This window comes from Pseudomonas sp. SWRI81 (assembly GCF_014268545.1).
GTDB classification, from domain to species: Bacteria; Pseudomonadota; Gammaproteobacteria; order Pseudomonadales; family Pseudomonadaceae; genus Aquipseudomonas; species Aquipseudomonas hamedanensis.
The window spans coordinates 74,062-92,902 of the sequence record NZ_JABWQS010000007.1; the positions used below are offsets into that span (position 1 = coordinate 74,062).

General features: G+C 61.2%; 16 protein-coding genes. 3 read left to right on the top strand and 13 right to left on the bottom strand.

What is annotated here, in order from left to right:
* Positions 1–12: 12 nt before the first annotated feature.
* The 13 genes from HU765_RS06835 to HU765_RS06895 form a co-directional block, all read right to left on the bottom strand.
* Positions 13–963, bottom strand: coding sequence for an LD-carboxypeptidase (locus HU765_RS06835; protein WP_186619498.1), 951 nt, complete (start codon positions 961–963; stop codon positions 13–15).
* A gap of 171 nt (positions 964–1,134) precedes the next feature.
* Positions 1,135–2,133 (bottom strand): lipoyl synthase, encoded by a 999-nt coding sequence (gene lipA, locus HU765_RS06840; RefSeq protein WP_169432710.1) that lies wholly within the window; start codon positions 2,131–2,133, stop codon positions 1,135–1,137.
* A 25-nt stretch (positions 2,134–2,158) separates the two neighbouring features.
* The gene (gene lipB, locus HU765_RS06845; RefSeq protein WP_186619499.1) at positions 2,159–2,806 is read right to left on the bottom strand and encodes a lipoyl(octanoyl) transferase LipB; all 648 of its coding nucleotides are present in this window, start codon (positions 2,804–2,806) and stop codon (positions 2,159–2,161) included.
* Complete coding sequence (locus tag HU765_RS06850) at positions 2,806–3,081, bottom strand: DUF493 domain-containing protein (protein ID WP_016773029.1); 276 nt, start codon at positions 3,079–3,081, stop codon at positions 2,806–2,808. Before HU765_RS06850 ends, lipB begins: the two co-directional genes overlap by 1 nt.
* An 80-nt stretch (positions 3,082–3,161) precedes the next feature.
* Positions 3,162–4,319, bottom strand: coding sequence for a D-alanyl-D-alanine carboxypeptidase family protein (locus tag HU765_RS06855; RefSeq protein WP_186546791.1), 1,158 nt, complete (start codon positions 4,317–4,319; stop codon positions 3,162–3,164).
* A 187-nt stretch (positions 4,320–4,506) separates the two neighbouring features.
* The gene (locus HU765_RS06860; protein ID WP_186619500.1) at positions 4,507–5,517 is read right to left on the bottom strand and encodes a septal ring lytic transglycosylase RlpA family protein; all 1,011 of its coding nucleotides are present in this window, start codon (positions 5,515–5,517) and stop codon (positions 4,507–4,509) included.
* Positions 5,517–6,527, bottom strand: coding sequence for a lytic murein transglycosylase B (gene mltB / locus HU765_RS06865; RefSeq protein WP_186619501.1), 1,011 nt, complete (start codon positions 6,525–6,527; stop codon positions 5,517–5,519). Before mltB ends, HU765_RS06860 begins: the two co-directional genes overlap by 1 nt.
* A 17-nt stretch (positions 6,528–6,544) precedes the next feature.
* Positions 6,545–7,648: a rod shape-determining protein RodA gene (rodA, locus tag HU765_RS06870; RefSeq protein WP_186619555.1), complete on the bottom strand. Its 1,104-nt coding sequence runs from the start codon at positions 7,646–7,648 to the stop codon at positions 6,545–6,547.
* Between the two features lie 31 nt (positions 7,649–7,679).
* On the bottom strand, positions 7,680–9,575 hold the full coding sequence (gene mrdA, locus HU765_RS06875) for a penicillin-binding protein 2 (protein WP_186619502.1): 1,896 nt from the start codon (positions 9,573–9,575) through the stop codon (positions 7,680–7,682).
* A gap of 10 nt (positions 9,576–9,585) precedes the next feature.
* Positions 9,586–10,053: a 23S rRNA (pseudouridine(1915)-N(3))-methyltransferase RlmH gene (gene rlmH / locus HU765_RS06880; protein ID WP_011063671.1), complete on the bottom strand. Its 468-nt coding sequence runs from the start codon at positions 10,051–10,053 to the stop codon at positions 9,586–9,588.
* 9 nt (positions 10,054–10,062) lie between these two features.
* Positions 10,063–10,557, bottom strand: a complete 495-nt coding sequence (gene rsfS, locus HU765_RS06885) for a ribosome silencing factor (RefSeq protein WP_186619503.1) — start codon at positions 10,555–10,557, stop codon at positions 10,063–10,065.
* Positions 10,558–10,628: 71 nt separating this feature from the next.
* Positions 10,629–11,351 carry a nicotinate-nucleotide adenylyltransferase gene (nadD, locus tag HU765_RS06890; protein WP_238344658.1) on the bottom strand — a complete coding sequence of 241 codons (723 nt, stop codon included), beginning with the start codon at positions 11,349–11,351 and terminating at the stop codon, positions 10,629–10,631.
* Complete coding sequence (locus HU765_RS06895) at positions 11,320–12,591, bottom strand: glutamate-5-semialdehyde dehydrogenase (protein WP_186619504.1); 1,272 nt, start codon at positions 12,589–12,591, stop codon at positions 11,320–11,322. The genes nadD and HU765_RS06895 overlap by 32 nt, the downstream gene beginning before the upstream one ends.
* A gap of 176 nt (positions 12,592–12,767) precedes the next feature.
* Between HU765_RS06895 and HU765_RS06900 the strand changes: the two genes are divergently transcribed.
* The 3 genes from HU765_RS06900 to HU765_RS06910 all read left to right on the top strand — a co-directional run bounded on the left by HU765_RS06900 (position 12,768) and on the right by HU765_RS06910 (position 18,815).
* Complete coding sequence (locus HU765_RS06900) at positions 12,768–13,493, top strand: DNA-3-methyladenine glycosylase (RefSeq protein WP_186546933.1); 726 nt, start codon at positions 12,768–12,770, stop codon at positions 13,491–13,493.
* A gap of 165 nt (positions 13,494–13,658) precedes the next feature.
* Positions 13,659–14,975 (top strand): bifunctional DedA family/phosphatase PAP2 family protein, encoded by a 1,317-nt coding sequence (locus HU765_RS06905; RefSeq protein ID WP_186619505.1) that lies wholly within the window; start codon positions 13,659–13,661, stop codon positions 14,973–14,975.
* 336 nt (positions 14,976–15,311) lie between these two features.
* Positions 15,312–18,815, top strand: coding sequence for a calcium-binding protein (locus HU765_RS06910; protein ID WP_186619506.1), 3,504 nt, complete (start codon positions 15,312–15,314; stop codon positions 18,813–18,815).
* The last annotated feature ends 26 nt before the right edge of the window (positions 18,816–18,841 follow it).

Here is an 18,841-nt window from a genome sequence, read left to right on the forward strand (position 1 = left end):
GGCAACGAACCTTTAAGGTCTGACCACCACATCCTGCTCCAGCATCAACTCCTGCTTGCCCGCATCCAGCCGCACCAGCGCGCCCAACGGCAATGTCAGGTTCGGATCGCAATGGCCGCTGCGCCATCCCGACAACACCGGAATCCGCAGCGGTTCAAAGGTCTGCTTCAGTAAGCGATTCAGCGCCGCGACCTCCACACCCGCGATATCACCGACCAACACCCCACGCAACCTGGCCAGCTTGCCGGCCAGACGCATCTGGGTCAGCAGTCGGTCGATGCGATACAGCGGCTCGTTGATGTCCTCGATGAACAGAATCGCCCCTTCGACCTCGATCTCATAAGGCGTGCCCAATGTCGCAGCGATCATCGCCAGATTGCCGCCAAGCAAACGCCCGTGGGCGATGCCCGGCTCTACGGTAGTCAGCGGATAAGCCACCGGGTGGCTCAGCACACTGCCCGCCTTGATCTGCCCGCGCAGCATGGCGAAAAACGAAGTGACCGTCGGCGGTTCCTTGTCGCCCAGCAGATCAGCGTTGAGCAGCGGCCCGTGAAAGGTCACAAACCCGGCATAGCGGCTGATCGCCAAATGCAGCGCGGTGATATCGCTGTAGCCGACGAAGGGCTTGGCATGGCGGCTCAGCAGGTCATAGTCGATGCGATCCAGCAGCCGTGGCGTGCCGTAGCCGCCGCGCAGGCAAATGATCGCGTCGACTTGGGCGTCAGCGAACGCTGCGTGCAGATCGCGCAGACGTACCTCGTCACTGCCGGCCAGATAGCCATCCTTCTCGTAGACCCCGGGAAACACTTTCAGCCCGTAGCCGCGGGCGCGCATCCATTGCGCCGCCTTATCGGTGTCCAGAGCACCGGGGCCGGCAGGTGCAATGACGCCGATCAGCCCTTCCGAGGGCAGCGCGGGCACAGCGCGGTGCGGGCAAAGTGTGTGGGTCGGTCGAACGGTCATCCTTGGATCTCCCTGTGAATTCATGCACACACAGTAGTCAGGAACGGGGACAAACAGAAGAGGGTCAGCCACGCCGTGGATTGAAGGAAAAATCAGCAACGAATGTAAGCCGGGCAAAAAAATGCCCGCCGGGCGTTAACCTCGGCGGGCATTTTGTACCTCAGTGCGGGATCAGGAACCCAGCAGCTCTGCCTTGACCAGCTTCGCCTGCTCATCGGCGTGGTACGAGGAGCGTACCAGCGGACCGGAAGCAACGTTCTTGAAGCCCATCTTGTAGCCTTCCTCGGCGAACCAGGCGAAGGTGTCCGGGTGCACGAAACGCTGCACCGGCAAGTGGCTGCGCGACGGTTGCAGGTACTGACCGAGGGTCAACATGTCGATGTCGTGTTCGCGCATGCGCTTCATGACTTCGATGACTTCGTCGTCGGTCTCGCCCAGACCCAGCATCAGGCCGGACTTGGTCGGAATGTGCGGCATCATCTGCTTGAAGCGTTGCAGCAGGGTCAGCGACCACTGGTAATCCGAACCCGGACGCGCGGCCTTGTACAGGCGTGGCACGGTTTCCAGGTTGTGGTTGAACACATCCGGCGGCTCGGCGGCGGTGATTTCCAGGGCAATGTCCATGCGGCCACGGTAGTCCGGGACGAGCGTCTCGAGCTGCACGTTCGGCGACAGTTTGCGGATTTCACGGATGCAGTCGGCAAAGTGCTGGGCGCCGCCGTCACGCAGGTCGTCACGATCAACCGAGGTGATGACCACGTACTTGAGCTTGAGGTCGGCGATCGCAATAGCGAGGCTTTGCGGCTCATTCACGTCCAATGGCTTCGGACGACCGTGACCCACGTCGCAGAACGGGCAGCGACGGGTGCAGATGTCGCCCATGATCATGAAGGTCGCGGTGCCGCCGGAGAAGCATTCGCCGAGGTTCGGGCAGGACGCTTCTTCGCAGACGCTGTGCAGCTTGTGCTTGCGCAGCAGGCTCTTGATGCGGTCGACTTCCGGGGAAACCGGGATGCGTACGCGGATCCAGTCGGGTTTCTTCGGCAGTTCGGTGGTCGGAATGATCTTGACCGGAATGCGTGCAACCTTCTCGGCGCCGCGCAGCTTGACGCCGGCTTCAACCTTGGGACGCGGGGCCGGGCGCTCGGTCACGTCGAGCGTCGGGATCATGGTTTGCACTGCATCAGTAGTCATATCAGTCGATTCCGCCCGTGAGGGTCGTCTGCTCAGCATAGTCGAGGTGTTTGACGAGCTGCGCGCGCAGCCGGGCACTTACCTCGGCAAATTCAATCGATCCTGCGTGGTCACTCAGCTGGGTCATCGCCAGCCCGGCGTAGCCGCAGGGATTAATCCGTCGAAACGGTTCCAGGTTCATATCCACGTTCAAGGCCAGGCCGTGAAAGGAGCAACCGTGGCGAATGCGCAAACCCAGAGAAGCGATTTTCGCTCCATCGACGTACACGCCGGGAGCATCTGGCTTGGCGGCGGCGGTGACGCCGTAGCTGGCCAGCAGTTCGATCAGGCAGGCTTCCATGCGGCTGACCAGATCACGCACGCCGAATCCCAGCTTGCGTACATCCAGTAACAGATAGGCCACCAGTTGCCCGGGGCCATGATAAGTCACTTGGCCGCCACGATCGACCTGCACCACCGGAATATCGCCCGGCAGCAGCAAATGCTCGGCCTTGCCCGCCTGGCCCTGGGTGAACACCGGAGGGTGTTCAACCAGCCAGATTTCGTCAGCGGCACTGCTGCCGCGTTCGTTGGTAAAGCGCTGCATCGCATGCCAGACCGGCTCGTACGCCATCTGGCCAAGCTCGCGAAAGCCCAGCGTGCCCGGCATCACAGCACCATGTGTACGAAGCCGGTCGCCCGCAGTTCGCTGTTGATGTTGTACAGCTGATCCTGATCGGTGGCGACGATGTGCAGCTGGATAGTGGTGTACTTGCCGGTGCTGCTTTGACGCTCGTCGATGCGCTCATCATTGATGGTCGCGTGTTTCTTGACGATCTCGATGATCTGGTCTTTGCGGCCGACGCCCGTATCGCTGATCACCTTGATCGGATAATCAGTCTGCGGAAATTCGATCTTTGGCGCCTGTACTTCGGTATCGGTCATGGCGTAACGGCCTCTTAAGCCGTGGTAACGCACATGGCCCCGCACCGGATCGGGGCGGGGCCATGCAGGTCAACACTAAATCAGTTGAACAAGCCGTAGAAGAATAGACGGATGCTATCCCACATGCGGCGGAAGATACCACCCTCCTCGACGCCATCCAGAGCGATCAGGTCAGCGCTGTGCACAACCTTGTCTTCCAGTTTGACTTCAACTTTACCGATCACGTCGCCCTTGGCGATTGGCGCAACCAGTTGCGGGTTCATGGTCATGCTCGCAGCGAGCTTCTTCAACTGGCCTTTCGGCAGAGTCATGGTCAGGTCTTGCGCCAGGCCGGCCTTGACCTGGTTGGTGGTGCCCTTCCAGACCGGCGCCTGCGCCAGTTCAGTGCCCTTCTGGTAGAAGGTCTGGGTTTCGAAGAAGCGGAAACCGTAGGTCAGCAGCTTCTGGGTTTCAGCGGCGCGAGCCACTTCGCTGTTGGTGCCGAACACCACGGCGATCAGGCGCTGGCCGTCACGTACCGCCGAGGACACCATGCAGTAGCCGGCTTCATCGGTGTGGCCGGTTTTCAGACCGTCAACGGTCTTGTCGCGCCACAGCAGCAGGTTGCGGTTCGGCTGTTTGATGCCGTTCCAGAAGAACTCTTTCTGCGAGTAGATCGCATAGTGAGCCGGGTCTTCGTGGATGATCGCGCGAGCCAGGATCGCCATGTCGTGCGCGGACGAGTAGTGCTCAGGGTTCGGCAGACCGGTCGGGTTCATGAAGTGGGTATTGGTCATGCCCAGTTCGGTGACGGTCTTGTTCATCAGGTCGGCGAATGCGTCTTCGCTGCCGGCGATGTGTTCGGCCAGGGCGACGCTGGCGTCGTTGCCGGACTGGATGATGATGCCGTGCAGCAGGTCGCTGACAGTCACTTGCGAGCCGACCTTGATGAACATCCGCGAACCGCCGGTGCGCCAGGCGTTTTCGCTGACGGTCACCGGGTCGTTTTCACCGATCTGGCCGCGACGGATTTCCAGGGTCGCGATGTATGCGGTCATCAGCTTGGTCAGGCTGGCCGGCGGCAGACGCTGGTCGCCATTGTTTTCGACCAGCACGTTGCCGCTGCTCGCGTCCATCAGAACGTAGGCCTTGGCAGCCAGTTGTGGTGGCGACGGCATCATCTCGGCCGCAAAAGCGGCTGGCGAGAGGAGCAGCGGGACTAGCAGACACAGGCGTTTGGCAAAGGTGGTGATGTTCATCCGTCTCTCGAAATCGCTAATGGAAACTTGCCCGAAGGCAAAACTTATTCAGACAGCCTTCTAACGGGCCATCGCGTGTTCAGTTGCTCACTCCAGTCACCCTTGCCGGGCTTTTGTTCTTCGACGAGCCAACAACCTGGTTCACCCCCCGAATACCGCAAGTGAACCGTCAATCAAGGTCTACGTATTACTCGGTGACCACACTGGGCGAACCCAGGTTGGCCAGGCGCACGCTGTTCTGCACCTGGGCGATCTCACCCGGCGAGCCGATCGGCCCCAGGCGTACCCGGTGCAGGGTCTGCTGATTGCGCACGATCGAGCTGATGAACACCGGAGCGCTCACCATCCCGCTGAGCTTCGACCTCAGCAGTTCGGCAGCGTCCGGGTTGGCGAACGCGCCCACCTGCAGATACTGGCCAGACGCTGGTGCAGAAGCGTTTTTTTTTGCATCGATCTGCACGGGCACTACGGCCGCAGCGTGCTGTTGCGGCGGTGGCGTCCACTGCTCGACGGTGCCGGCCGAAGCCGTGATCACCGGCGCGCTATTTTGCGCCACTTGCGGCTCGTTGAGCATCAGCGGCGCCGGACGCCCCTTGGCTGCCCACCATTGCTGCGGATCGATGCCTTCAACCTTGACCCGCGCGGTGCCAGTTTCGGCATAGCCGAGTTTCTTCGCCGCCGCGTAGGACAGGTCGATGATGCGATCGGAGTAGAACGGCCCGCGATCATTGACGCGCAGGATCACGCTCTTGTTGTTGTCCAGGTTGGTCACCCGAACGTAGCTCGGCAGCGGCAAGGTCTTGTGCGCGGCACTCATGCCGTACAGGTCATACACTTCGCCGTTGGCGGTGTTCTGGCCATGGAACTTGGTGCCGTACCAGGACGCCGTGCCCGAAGCCACGTAGGTCTTGGATTCCTGCAACGGAAAGTAGGTCTTGCCCAGCACGGTGTACGGGTTGGCCTTGTACGGGCCGGTGTGCAGGGTCGGGGTCGCATCGGGGATGCGCGAAACATCAACGTCCCACCACGGCGCGCCATCTTTGTGCGCGCGGTTGATGTCCAGGCCCGGTTGGGCGCGGACAGCGGTGGACGAGGTCTTCTGCGTCGGCGTGCGGCTGGTCGTGCAACTGGCGACCAGGACTGCCAACGCAGCGAAAGCCACCAGCTTCAGGGGTTTGTTGTTAGGCAATGCCTGCATTACTTGACGCCCCGTGCTTGTACCAGCTGTTCAGACAGTTGATGTACGGCCATGGCGTACATCACGCTGCGGTTATAACGCGTGATTGCGTAGAAATTCTTCAGGCCCATCCAGTATTCCGGGCCATTGTCGCCTTCAAGGCGAAATGCAGTAACCGGCATATCATCGCGCAGCGCATCATGACTTGACCAGCCCAGCGCCCGCAACTCCGCCACCGTCTTCACCGGCTCGATGCCGGTGGTCAAGCCTTCATCGGCCTGCTCGCCACGCACATCGGCGCGGCTGACCACCGGTTCGCCAGCAACCCAGCCATGACGCTTGAAATAGCTGGCAACGCTGCCGATCGCATCGTCGGGGTTGTTCCAGATATTGATGTGGCCGTCACCGTCGAAATCCACCGCGTAGGCGCGAAAGCTGCTGGGCATGAATTGCGGCAAGCCCATGGCCCCGGCGTACGAGCCTTTGAGGGTCAGGGGATCGACCTGCTCTTCACGGGCCAGCAAGAGGAACTCACGCAGTTCCTTGCGGAAAAATTCGGCACGGGGAGGATAGTCGAAACCGAGGGTCGACAAGGCGTCGATGACGCGGAAATTACCGGTATTACGTCCGAAAAAAGTCTCTACGCCGATGATCGACACGATCACTTGTGCGGGCACCCCATATTCCTGCTCGGCACGGGCCAGTGTCGCCTCGTGCTGACGCCAAAAGTCCACGCCGCGGGCAATGCGCGCGTCAGTGATGAACATCGGGCGGTATTCGTTCCACTGTTTGACCCGTTCGGCGGGCTTGGAGATGGCGTCGAGAATCGACTGCTTGCGTTGCGCCTCGCGGAACACACCCATCAGTTGTTCACCGGCGAAACCGTAGTCGCGGGTCATTTCACCGACGAATTCGGCCACCTGCGGCGAGCCTTCATAGTCGCCGGCCAGCGCTTCCTGCACGCTCCCCAGCAGGCCCATCAGGCCAACCAGCGGCGCACATCGAGTCGCCCAGCCACGCATTGCTTGCATTGAACTCTTCACCTTATTCAAACCTGTGCGATCCACTTGCGATGGGTATGGATCGACATCAAAACCCCAAACGCTGACAGCAGCGTCACCAGCGAAGTTCCTCCGTAGCTAATGAACGGCAACGGCACCCCTACGACCGGCAACAGGCCACTGACCATACCGATGTTGACGAAAACGTAAACAAAAAATGTCATGGTCAACGCACCGGCGAGCAACTTGCCGAACAGCGTTTGCGCCTGAGCGGTGATCACCAGCCCGCGACCGATCAACAGCAGGTAGATCAGCAGCAGCGCACAGATGCCGACCAGACCGAACTCTTCGCCGAGCACGGCAATAATGAAGTCGGTGTGGCTTTCCGGCAGAAAGTCCAGGTGCGACTGGGTGCCGAGCAGCCAGCCCTTGCCGAATACCCCACCGGAACCGATCGCCGCTTTCGACTGGATGATGTTCCAGCCGGTGCCGAGCGGGTCGCTCTCCGGGTCGAGAAACGTCAGGACCCGCTGCTTTTGATAGTCGTGCATGACGAAAAACCACATCGCCACCGACACCGGCACGGCCGCCGCCAGCACGCTGAGAATCCAGCGCCAGCGCAAGCCGCCCATGAACAGTACGAAAGCGCCCCCGGCGAGAATCAGCAGCGAGGTGCCCAGATCCGGCTGGCGCACGATCAGAACGAACGGCACGCCAATCAGCATCAGGCTGATGCCGACGTGCTTGAGCTGCGGCGGCAGGGTGCGTTTGGACAGATACCAGGCGATGGTTGCCGGCATGAGGATCTTCATGAACTCCGAGGGCTGGAAGCGGATCACCCCGGGGATGTTGATCCAGCGCGTGGCGCCCATGGCGTTGTGGCCCATGATGTCGACGACCATCAGCAGCACCACGCCGATCACATAACCGAGCGGCACCCAGCGGGCCATGAACCGCGGTTCGAGCTGGGCGATGACGACCATCGACACCAGACCGATACCGAACGAGGTAGCCTGCTTGGCCAGCAGATCCCAGCTCTTGCCACTGGCCGAATACAGCACGAACAGACTGCCGGCGGCGAGGATCAGCAGCAGGATCAGCAGCGGCCCATCAATGTGCAGCCTTTGCAGCAGCGTCGCACGGCGACGCATCACATCCTCGCTGGAGAGCATGCGATCGAAGTTATTCATCACGGGCCGAGGCCTCCGCAGTGATTGGGCTGGCGTATTCGGCTTTCAGATGACCGTCCTTATCGAGCAGCCAGGCGTCCATGATCTGACGCACCACGGGCGCGGCGACGCCGGAACCGGATTCACCGTTCTCGACCATCACCGAGACGACGATTTTAGGGTCATCGGCCGGGGCGAAACCGACGAACAAGGCGTGGTCGCGGTGGCGCTCCTGAACCTTGGAACGGTCATATTTCTCGCCCTGCTTGATCGCGACCACCTGCGCGGTACCGGACTTGCCGGCAATGCGATATTGCGCGCCGATCGCCGCTTTGCGCGCGGTGCCACGGGCCCCGTGCATCACCTGCTGCATGCCGTGGTTGACCTTGTTCCAGTCGGACGGGTCGCGCAGCACGATGTTCGGCATCGGGTTGTCATCCACCGGTTTCACCCCGTCGAGGGATTTGGCCAGGTGCGGGCGATTCCAGATGCCTTTGTTGGCGACCAGCGCAGTGGCTTGGGCCAGTTGCAGCGGCGTCGACTGCATGTAGCCTTGGCCGATTCCGAGGATCAGGGTTTCGCCAGGGAACCACGCCTGTTTGCGGGTGGCGCGCTTCCATTCGCGGGACGGCATCAGGCCGGGGGATTCTTCGAACATGTCCAGCGAGACCTTCTGGCCGATGCCGAACTTGTTCATGTAGGCCGACAGCCGATCGATGCCGAGCTTGTGCGCCAGGTCATAGAAGTAGGTGTCGTTGGAACGCATGATCGCCGTGTCGAGGTCGACGAAGCCGTCACCGGTGCGGTTCCAGTTGCGGTACTTGTGATCGTAATTGGGCAGCATGTAGTAACCCGGGTCGAACACCCGGCTGGACGCCGTGACCACGCCCGCGTCGAGGCCGGCAATCGCCACCGCCGGTTTGATCGTCGAACCCGGCGGGTACAGACCGCGCAACACACGATTGAACAGCGGCCGGTCGATGGAATCACGCAACTCGGCGTAGGCCTTGAAGCTGATACCAGTGACGAACAGGTTCGGGTCGAAGCTCGGCTGACTCACCATCGCCAGCACTTCACCGGTCTTCGGATCGAGCGCAACCACCGCGCCACGGCGCCCGCCCAGTGCTGCCTCGGCCGCTTCCTGCAATTTGATGTCGAGGCTCAGGACAATGTCCTTGCCGGGAATCGGATCGGTGCGCTTGAGCACGCGCAACACGCGGCCACGGGCGTTGGTCTCGACTTCCTCGTAACCGACCTGACCGTGCAATTCCGGCTCGTAGAAACGCTCGATGCCGGTCTTGCCGATATGGTGGGTGCCGCTGTAATTGACCGGGTCGAGCGACTTCAGCTCTTTCTCGTTGATCCGCCCCATGTAACCCACCGAGTGCGCAAAATGCGCGCCCTGCGGATAGTGACGGACCAGTTGCGCCACCACTTCCACGCCAGGAAGGCGGAACTGGTTCACGGCAATCCGGGCGATCTGCTCCTCGCTCAGTTCGAACAGAATCGGCACCGGTTCGAACGGTCGGCGCCCCTGACGCATGCGTTTCTCGAAGATCACCCGGTCCTCGGGCGTCAGCTCCAGCACCTCGACAATGACGTCGAGCACCTGTTGCCAGTCGCCGGAGCGCTCGCGGGTCATGCTCAGGCTGAAGCTCGGACGGTTGTCCGCCACCACCACGCCGTTGCGGTCGAAGATCAACCCGCGGGTCGGCGGAATCGGCTGCACGTGGACGCGGTTGTTTTCCGACAGCGTCGAGTGGTACTCGTACTGGATCACTTGCAAGTAATACAGCCGCGCGATCAGCACACATATCAGCGCCACGATCACGATCGCACCGAACACGACGCGGCTGCGCACCAGACGGGCGTCCTTTTCGTGGTCCTTGATGCGGATCGGCTGAGTCATGGGGGCAGGATTACTTGTGGTAAGGGTGACCGGACAGCACGGTCCAGGCACGGTACAACTGTTCGCCGATCAGGATCCGCACCAGCGGGTGCGGCAACGTCAGCGGCGACAACGACCAGCGCTGGTCAGCCCGGGCGCAAACTTCCGGCGCCAGCCCTTCCGGGCCACCGACCATGAAATTGACCGTGCGCGAATCCAGCCGCCAGCGATCAAGCTCGACCGCCAGTTGCTCGGTGCTCCAGGGCTTGCCGTGAACTTCCAGCGTGACGATCCGCTCGTTGTGCCCGACCTTGGCCAGCATGGCTTCGCCTTCCTGGCGGATGAAACGGGCCACGTCGGCATTCTTGCCGCGGGTATTGAGCGGAATTTCCACCAGTTCCAGCGCCAGCTCGGACGGAAGACGCTTGGCATATTCATGCCAGCCTTCTTCCACCCACTTGGGCATGCGTGAACCGACGGCGATCAGGCGCAGTCGCACAGCAATCCCTTAGAACTGGTCTTTGTTGAGCTTGGTGAAGTGCTCGTGGGTGTTTTCCGGGCTGTGGTGCTTGGCGTCGGCCGCGCGGCTTTGCTCGGCACCGGCCCACAGACGCTCCAGGTCGTAGAACTGACGTGCCGAGGCGGTCATCATGTGCACGATCACCAGATCGAGGTCGAGCAACACCCAGTCGCTGTCGCCCTTGCCTTCTTCGCCCAGCGGCTTGGCGCCCTGTTTCTTCACTTCTTCGCGGACCTTGTCCAGCATCGCGTTGATCTGGCGATTGGAGGTACCGGTGGCGATGATCATGTAGTCAGTGATGCTCTGCTTGTCGCGCACATCAATGATCTGGATGTCCTGGGCCTTGACGTCTTCCAGCGCGGCGACGGCAAGCTTGACCAGTTCGTCGCCCTTGAGCGGCTCATTGGTGTTGACCGCTTCAGGCAGCGGCGCGCTCTTGAAGGTGCCTTTGCGCTTTACTTTCGGTAGATCTTTGTCAGTCATATAAAACTCGTTTTGCTCATGTATTCGGCGGCTTGGGATACGGTGATTCGTATCAGTGAAGCACGCCTTGTTCAGTTCGACGCACGGTACAGACCGTGCGCATCGATGTAGGCCAGGACCGCGTCGGGCACCAGGAAACGTACCGACTTACCGCTGGCCAGCAGTTGACGGATCTGGGTGGCGGAAACCGCGAGCGGTGTCTGCCAGACGAATGCAATCTGTCCGCTCGGCCCTTTCAGGGCCAGCGGGTCGCTCACCGAACGCGCTGCCAGCAGGTTGCGCAAGGCATCCGGCGGTTCGCTGTCGGCGTCCGGGCGCTGTAGCACCAGGATATGGCAATGCTGGAGCAACTCTTCCCAGCGGTGCCAAGTGGGCAGGCCGCAAAATGCGTCCCAGCCCAAAAGCAGAAAAACCTGGGTCTCGGCGGCCATTTCGGCGCGCAGCGACTCCAGGGTATCGATGGTCCAGGACGGTTTGTCCCGCTGCAATTCACGGGCGTCCACCACCAGCGGCGGCAAACCGGCCACCGCGCTTTCGACCATCGCCAGGCGATCCTGCGCCGACACCTGCGGCGTATCGCGGTGCGGCGGTCGGGCGCTGGGCATCATGCGCAGCTCATCCAGCGCCAGCGCTTCGGCGACTTCCAGTGCGCCACGCAGATGACCGATGTGCACCGGGTCGAACGTGCCGCCCAGCACGCCAATGCGTTGCGGACGGGACTCGCTGCCGGGCTGCGGTGCTGTCAGGTCGAGGTCGGTCAAGTCAGACCGTCGCCTGGCCGCGCAACTGGCCATCGCCGACCACGATGTACTTCTCGCAGGTCAGTCCTTCCAGGCCCACCGGGCCGCGGGCGTGCAGCTTATCAGTAGAAATGCCGATCTCGGCACCCAATCCGTATTCAAATCCATCGGCAAAGCAGGTCGGGGTGTTGATCATCACCGAGGCCGAGTCGACTTCCGCCACGAAGCGACGGGTGTCTGCGAGGTTTTCGCTGACGATCGAGTCGGTGTGATGGGAGCCGTAATGGTTGATGTGCTCGATCGCCTGGTCCAGGCCGTCGACCACGCGGATCGACAGGATTGGCGCCAGATACTCGGTATGCCAGTCGTCTTCGCTGGCAGCCACGGCCTCGATGATCGCCCGGGTGCGCTCGCAGCCGCGCAGCTCGACGCCTTTTTCGCGGAACTGCGCCGCCATCGCCGGCAGGAAGTCAGCGGCGACTGCCTGATCGACCAGCAAGGTTTCCATCGCGCCGCAAATGCCATAACGATACGTCTTGGCATTGAAAGCGATGCGCTGGGCTTTCGGCAGATCGGCATGGGCACTGACGTAAACGTGGCAGATACCGTCCAGATGTTTGATCACTGGCACGCGGGCATCGCGGCTGATGCGTTCGATCAGGCCACGGCCGCCACGGGGCACGATGACGTCGACGTATTCAGGCATGGCGATCAGCGCACCGACGGCGGCGCGGTCGGTGGTCTCGACCACTTGCACCACGGCGGCGGGCAATTGGGCCTCGGCCAGACCGCGTTGAATGCACGCGGCAATCGCGCGATTGGAATGAATCGCCTCGGAGCCGCCGCGCAGAATCGTCGCATTGCCGGACTTCAGGCACAGACTGGCCGCGTCGATGGTCACGTTGGGACGGGATTCGTAAATGATCCCGATCACGCCCAGCGGCACGCGCATCTTGCCGACCTGGATGCCCGACGGACGGAAGCTCAGGTCGCGGATCGCACCGACCGGATCAGGCAGCGCCGCGACCTGGCGCAGACCGACGATCATGCCGTCGATGCGCGCCGGGGTCAGTTCCAGACGCTCCAGCAGAGCCGGTTCCAGACCATTAGCGCGACCGGCTGCCAGGTCTTGCTCATTGGCGGCGGCGAGCTCGGCGCGCGCGGCGTCCAGCGCATTGGCCGCTGCCTGCAAGGCGCGGTTTTTCTGCGCAGTGCTGGCACGGCCAATGACCCGGGAAGCCTGGCGGGCGGCGCGACCCAATCGGGTCATGTAGTCAAGAACGGACTCAGTCATGGCTGCTGGGGTCTTGGCAAAGAGGAAAGCGGCAGATTATAGCTGTCGCGTCCCGGGACTAACAGCAGTGACGGGCGGATGGTCGAAATGAGCAGCATTTGGCCAACGTTCAGACGTAATTAAGCTGAGCGTTGCTATCATCACGGCCTCTTGAGCCTGGATAAACCTTGCCCATCATGACCAACGTGCACCTTCGCCCTGCCACCGAGCGCCTGCCGGTGGGCCTGCCAGACAGTTTTTTTGACCGTGACGCGCAAGTGCTGGCGCAGGATTTGCTCGGCAAAGTCATCCGCCATCGCATCGGGGACTTGTGGTTGAGCGCACGGATCATCGAAACCGAAGCCTATTACTGCGCGGAAAAAGGCAGTCACGCCTCGCTCGGCTACACGGAAAAGCGTAAGGCTTTGTTTCTGGATGGCGGCCACATCTATATGTATTACGCCCGTGGCGGCGACTCGCTGAATTTCAGCGCCCAAGGGCCGGGCAATGCAGTTCTGATTAAATCCGCCTATCCGTGGGTCGATGAAATCAGCGGCCCGGCGAGCCTGGCGCAAATGCTCCTGAACAATCCCGATGCCCAGGGCCGTCCACGTCCGACGCAAAAGCTGTGCGCCGGACAGACCTTGCTGTGCAAGGCGCTGGGGTTGAAAGTGCCGGTGTGGGACGCCAAGCGTTTTGACCACGAGCTGTTGCTGGTCGAGGACACCGGACCGAAGCCCTCGCACGTTATTCAAACCACCCGACTGGGCATTCCGCTGGGCCGGGACGAGCATCTGCTGTATCGCTTCGTTGACGCCGCCTATGCGCAATGGTGCACAAGGAACCCGCTGCGACGCGGTCAGGTCGAAGGGCGGGATTATTTTCTGCTTCCCGGGGCTGACGCCGAATCTGCAACCAAATGACATCCCCTGTGGGAGCGAGCCTGCTCGCGAAGAGGGCGTGCCAGCCAATGTTTCTACGTCTGACACGGGGCATTCGCGAGCAGGCTCGCTCCCACAGGTGATCAGTCAACCGCTGATAACGATGCATCCTTCGGGATCAATTAAAGATTTGATGGAGTTGTCTGTATGGGCCCATGGCTCGATAGCATCACTGGTTGGTTGACCGCCAATCCGCAGTGGCTGGCTGCCGCGGTCTTCATTGTCGCGTGTGTGGAATGCCTGGCGATTGCCGGGTTGATCGTGCCGGGCACGGTGTTGTTGTTTACCGTGGCGGTGCTGGCCGGCAGCGGCGCACTGTCTTTGAGCGAAACGCTGTTGCTGGGTTTCCTGGGCGGAATCCTTGGCGACCTGATCTCGTATTTCCTCGGCCGGCATTTCCACCAGAACATCCGCCGCCTGCCGGGGCTGCGCCATCATCCGGAATGGATGGCCGGCGCCGAATCCTATTTCCAGCGCTATGGCATCGCCAGCCTGCTGGTCGGACGCTTCATCGGCCCGCTGCGGCCCATGCTGCCGATGGTCGCCGGCATGTGCGACATGCCCTTCCCGCGGTTTTTTGCTGTCAGCCTGCTGGCGGCCGCTGGTTGGAGCCTGGCCTATCTGCTGCCGGGCTGGGCCACGGGTGCGGCATTCCGTTTGCCATTGCCCGAGGGTTTCTGGCTCGAAGCGGGGATCGTCGCCGCCGCTATCGCAGTGATGGTCGGCATGAGCGTCAACAGCAGCCTGCGCCGCCATCGTCGCGCAACGATCTGGATCAGCAGCATGAGCCTGTTGATTCTGATCGGCCTGTTCATCGGTTTTCCCTATCTGACCGCGCTCGACCAAGGCGTGATGACGCTGGTACAGGAACATCGCCAACCGACGCTTGATGAGATCGCCGTCACGCTGACCCTGATCGGTGAGTTTCACAACATGCTGTTGTTCAGCGCTCTGCTCACCGGCCTGCTGTTGCTGTGCCGGCAATGGCGCCACGCGATCTTCACCGGTGGCACGTTGCTGTGCACTGCATTGCTCAACACCACGACCAAACACTTTTTCGCCCGGGTCCGCCCGGAAGTGCTGACGGACCCATTGACCAGTTACAGCATGCCCAGCGGCCACGCCTCCGGCGCCTTTGCGCTGTTCCTGACCCTGGCGGTGCTTGCCGGCCGGGGGCAACCACCACGCATGCGCCTGACCTGGCTGCTGGTGGGCTGCATCCCGGCGTTGGCGATTGCCCTGTCGCGGGTATACCTGGGCGCGCACTGGCCGACGGACATTCTCGCCGGCGCGATGCTGGCGGCCTGTGTCTGCGCCGCGGGCCTGTGGCTGAGCCAGCGCCGAACACCACTCAACGCCATGCCATTCAAGGTCTGGTGGCTGATTTTGCCGGCCCTGGTCTTGCTGTTCAGCCTGTTTGTCCTGCGTCATTTGCCGCACATGATGCTGCGCTACGCGTACTGACTGGGCATCGCTCTTCTGGGGCCACTCTCAAGGATTCCCCACGAGAGTGGCGCTGTTTTAGAGCTCGCCCCGGCGCGTAACTATTTCTGCGCCAGGCACAATAAAAACTGACGTTTAAATACCGCTAACTAACGCGCGTTACATCTCCACTCAAAGTTCGACAATCATCGGTCTCTAAACTTGGCAAATTCAATTACATTGAATCCCGCCAACGCATGGCTGCACTTGGCTGACTCTAAATTCCGTTACAACATTCAACAGCCCTCTTCAAAACTTCATATCACTTCCGGTAAGGACACCGGAGCGCCAACGCGCTTATCACTCAAGGACGAACACATGGCCAAACTTATTGCCCCGCCCATCGACTCCGTAAACATTCGCTCCGTTCATGTAACGCCCATCTCCGCGTCGAGCAACATCCATGCCCCCAATGCCAGCAGAACCACCAGCCTGGCAAGAACCACATCGCCTCACAATTCAGCCCCGACCATCAGCACCGCCGCCGCTTCGGCGCCAACCCTTAAAGCCCTCGACAAGCAGCACGGGCCTCTGCGCATCGGCGAGGTCGAAGTCACGCGAGTCGAGCTCAGTGCGCTGGGAGCGACCGTGGACGGCGTCGCCATCAGCCCGGCGAACGCCGGGATGCAGACGCCAGACCAACCGTTTCTCGACGCGCTCAACTTCGAGTCGGCCAGTGTCGAAGCGCGCTTGAAGTCCGTCGACAACCCTGACAGCGGCATCATCGCCACGCTGTTCTATGAAATCGCCTGCAAGCGCTCGACCGATGCCCCGCCGCTGTTCGTCAGCCACACCGCGCTCGCCGACGGCAGCGCGATGCAGCGCCTCAATCAGCTCGGCAAGGCTGCGCAGAAACTGGACATTCATCGCGTCGATTCTTTCGAAAACACCCCCGGCTGGGTCAGCAAGAGCAAAAGCTATTTGATGAGCGGCGCAGGGGTCGGGCTGCAAGCCTTTGGCATCTACAGCGGCTATATGGGCACGATCGAGGCCATCAAGAAAGGCGAATCGCTGGAGGCGGTTTATCAGGGAGCGTCGATCGCCGCCGAATTCGGTTCGCTGATCATCGAACAGGGCCTGACCAAGACCGGTCAGGCGATGCTCAGAAATGGCTCGACGGCCTTCCGTCGCTTTCCGCTGACCTCGGCCGGCAAAGTTCTGAGCCGTGGCGCCGGGCTGTTTGCCAGCGCGATCACCTTGCCCTTCGACATCACCGATGCCGTCAAATCGTTCAATGCCGCCGCGGCAAGCAGCGGCAAGCAGGCCCAGGACCATTACGTCAGCGGTGCCTTGAGCGTCACGGGCGCGGGCATCAGCCTGATACTCGGCGTGGCGGCGCTCGCCGGGTTCGGCAGCACGGCCGGCCCCATCGGCCTCGCCGCGGCCGCCATCCTCATCACCGGTTCGATGATCTACCAGGCCGCCCGGGTGGTGGATGACATCGATGACTACATCGAGCTGACCACCCACGAACGGCTGCGCTCCGGCTGGTTCGCCTTCACCGGGCAGGAACTGGACAAGGAAGTGTTGGATCGCTTCCGGGTGTCCAAGGCCTTCAGTGAGCATCGCAAGCAACTGCAGGCATCCGCCAAGACGCTGATCGAGGGCGCTTACAAAGACTTTGTGGAACAGGTTGTCGATGGCAGCTTCAGCGTCGAACTCAGACCGGTGAAAGTCTGGGCTCACCAGTGGAAAGCCGGCACCGACCAGCCGTTCAAGCTTGAGAGCGAACCGGTCCTGGTGGAGAACGACGACGCCATCAGCGCCCGGGACGGGGTGCCCGCCAACCTGCCAGGCGTCGTCCACGGCGTCCCCGGCGACAAAGGCGTGCTCTGGCGCCTGGGTGACGGCAACGACAAGGTCGAAGGAGTCAGTAAAAAGGTCAATCTGTTCAGCTATCGGGAAGGCGCCAAGACTCTTGAGGGCGGCGACCTGGATGACGGGTTCTACGATCAAGTCACCGAGGGCGAGCTCAATCAGGAAAAAACCTCTGCCCCAGCCACCACGCTCAAGGGCGGCGCCGGCTCGGACACCCTGGCTTTCGAAGGCACACGCCCGGTTGCACCGACCCGTCATGTCGGTCACGAGGTCAACTTGCAGACCGGCCAAGTGCTGCTGCGCAGCAACACGCTCGGCGTCGATCCGATCGAGATTGCGCAACTGGATTCCATCGAAAACGTCTCGACATTACGCAGCGGCACCAGCCGGGTCACCGCCACCGATGATGCCAACCGAATTGTCGCCAATGGCAACGATGACATCGTCGCTGGCGGAGGCGACGACACGATCATCATACGCGGGGAAAACTGCTCAGTGGATGGCGGCCCGGGCGCTGACCGCTACTACATCGCGCCAACGTCCGCCTACGCGACCATCATTGAGGACGGCGAACAGCCGAGCGTGATCGAATTGGGCTGGTCCATGGAACGCATCCAGCGCTGGCAGATCATCGGCACGTCCCTGGTCGTCCACTCGCTGCGCGGTATCGACGGCGAGGATCCGCCACAGACGTTGACGATCAAAAACGTCTACCGACAAGTCGACAGCACGCGCGAACTGCGGCACAGCAAGTTGTCGTTCAAGACCGAGGATCAGTACCAACTGGTGCCACTTTTGCCAGCGCTGGTCAAAGAGCCCGGCAATCACGCCGTAGAAATGCTGATCAGTGCCGTGGGCAAACCGCTGGCCGCCCCCGCGATCGTCAATGAGGGCCCCGTCTCGATCAGCGAAAAAAGTGCACACCGCCACTACGTTTCGCGCATTGGGCGCCGGGTTGAGTTCATTGCGACCCGCGAAACGCCCAGCACTTCGCAGGTGGTTTTTATCGACTTCAAAGCCGAAGACATCGTCGATGTGATCGCCACGTATGACGTGGACAAGCGTGAAGGTGTGTCAGGCAACAGCCATTTGTATTACAGCCACATCAACCTGTCGGTTCTGCTGCCGTCCAAAGTCGTGATTTTCAAAGGCCTGATTCAGACCGCAAGGCATTCCACAGGCTACACCGGCCGGAACAGTCTCAAGGTCAACACCCCTTATCTGGCCCGGGACATTGTGCTGGTCATGCAGGACGGCGTGTCGTATCGGTTGCAGGGCTTCTATCCCGATTATTTCGACGACGCTGAAATGCCAGGCACCAAAGTGCGCAACGCCAAAGACTGCCTCAAGCTCCGTCAGGGCAACTACGTGTTTTCCAGCCCCCAGGTGACGGAAAGCATTTTGCTCTCCGCCAAGCCCAACAAGGTCGAGATCGATGCCAAGGCACACAACGGCATTTATGTCCTCAAGGGCCAGAGTTCGACCTATGACATTCACTTGGTCAGTAACTGCATCATTCGCCTGTCGACGCCCGGCGCGCTGGCGAAAACAGCCAACGCTTCCACCTGGAACCTGTACACGGCCAGCATGAGCGAAACGATACGCCGTGATGACATTCAGCTGATTTCAACCCGGCTGCAAGTCGGCAGCGCCTCAATCGAATTGCCGGACATCGATGACGACGTGCCTGTCGACACCCTCAGCGTAGTGACGTCAGCCGGCAACATTTATGAAGTGTCACTGTTGTTCGAAATGGTCGTGCTGTACCTGATCGATGCCCGTGGCTATGCCAGTGTTGAAGCGCTGCTGGCCGATATCCAGGCGCACAGAATGCGCAATGAATTGGCTGCAAGGGTTCGTGTCATCAACATCGGATTCAAGCAAGGCAGCGTCGGTACCGTGGTTTATCATTCCCCGAGTAATCATTGGAGCATCGATGCCGAGCCGAATGCGCCAATCACCTTTGAAGAACTGACACTGGAGAGCGCAGTCGATACGCTTTAAGTACCGAACATGACCGCGCCGATGTG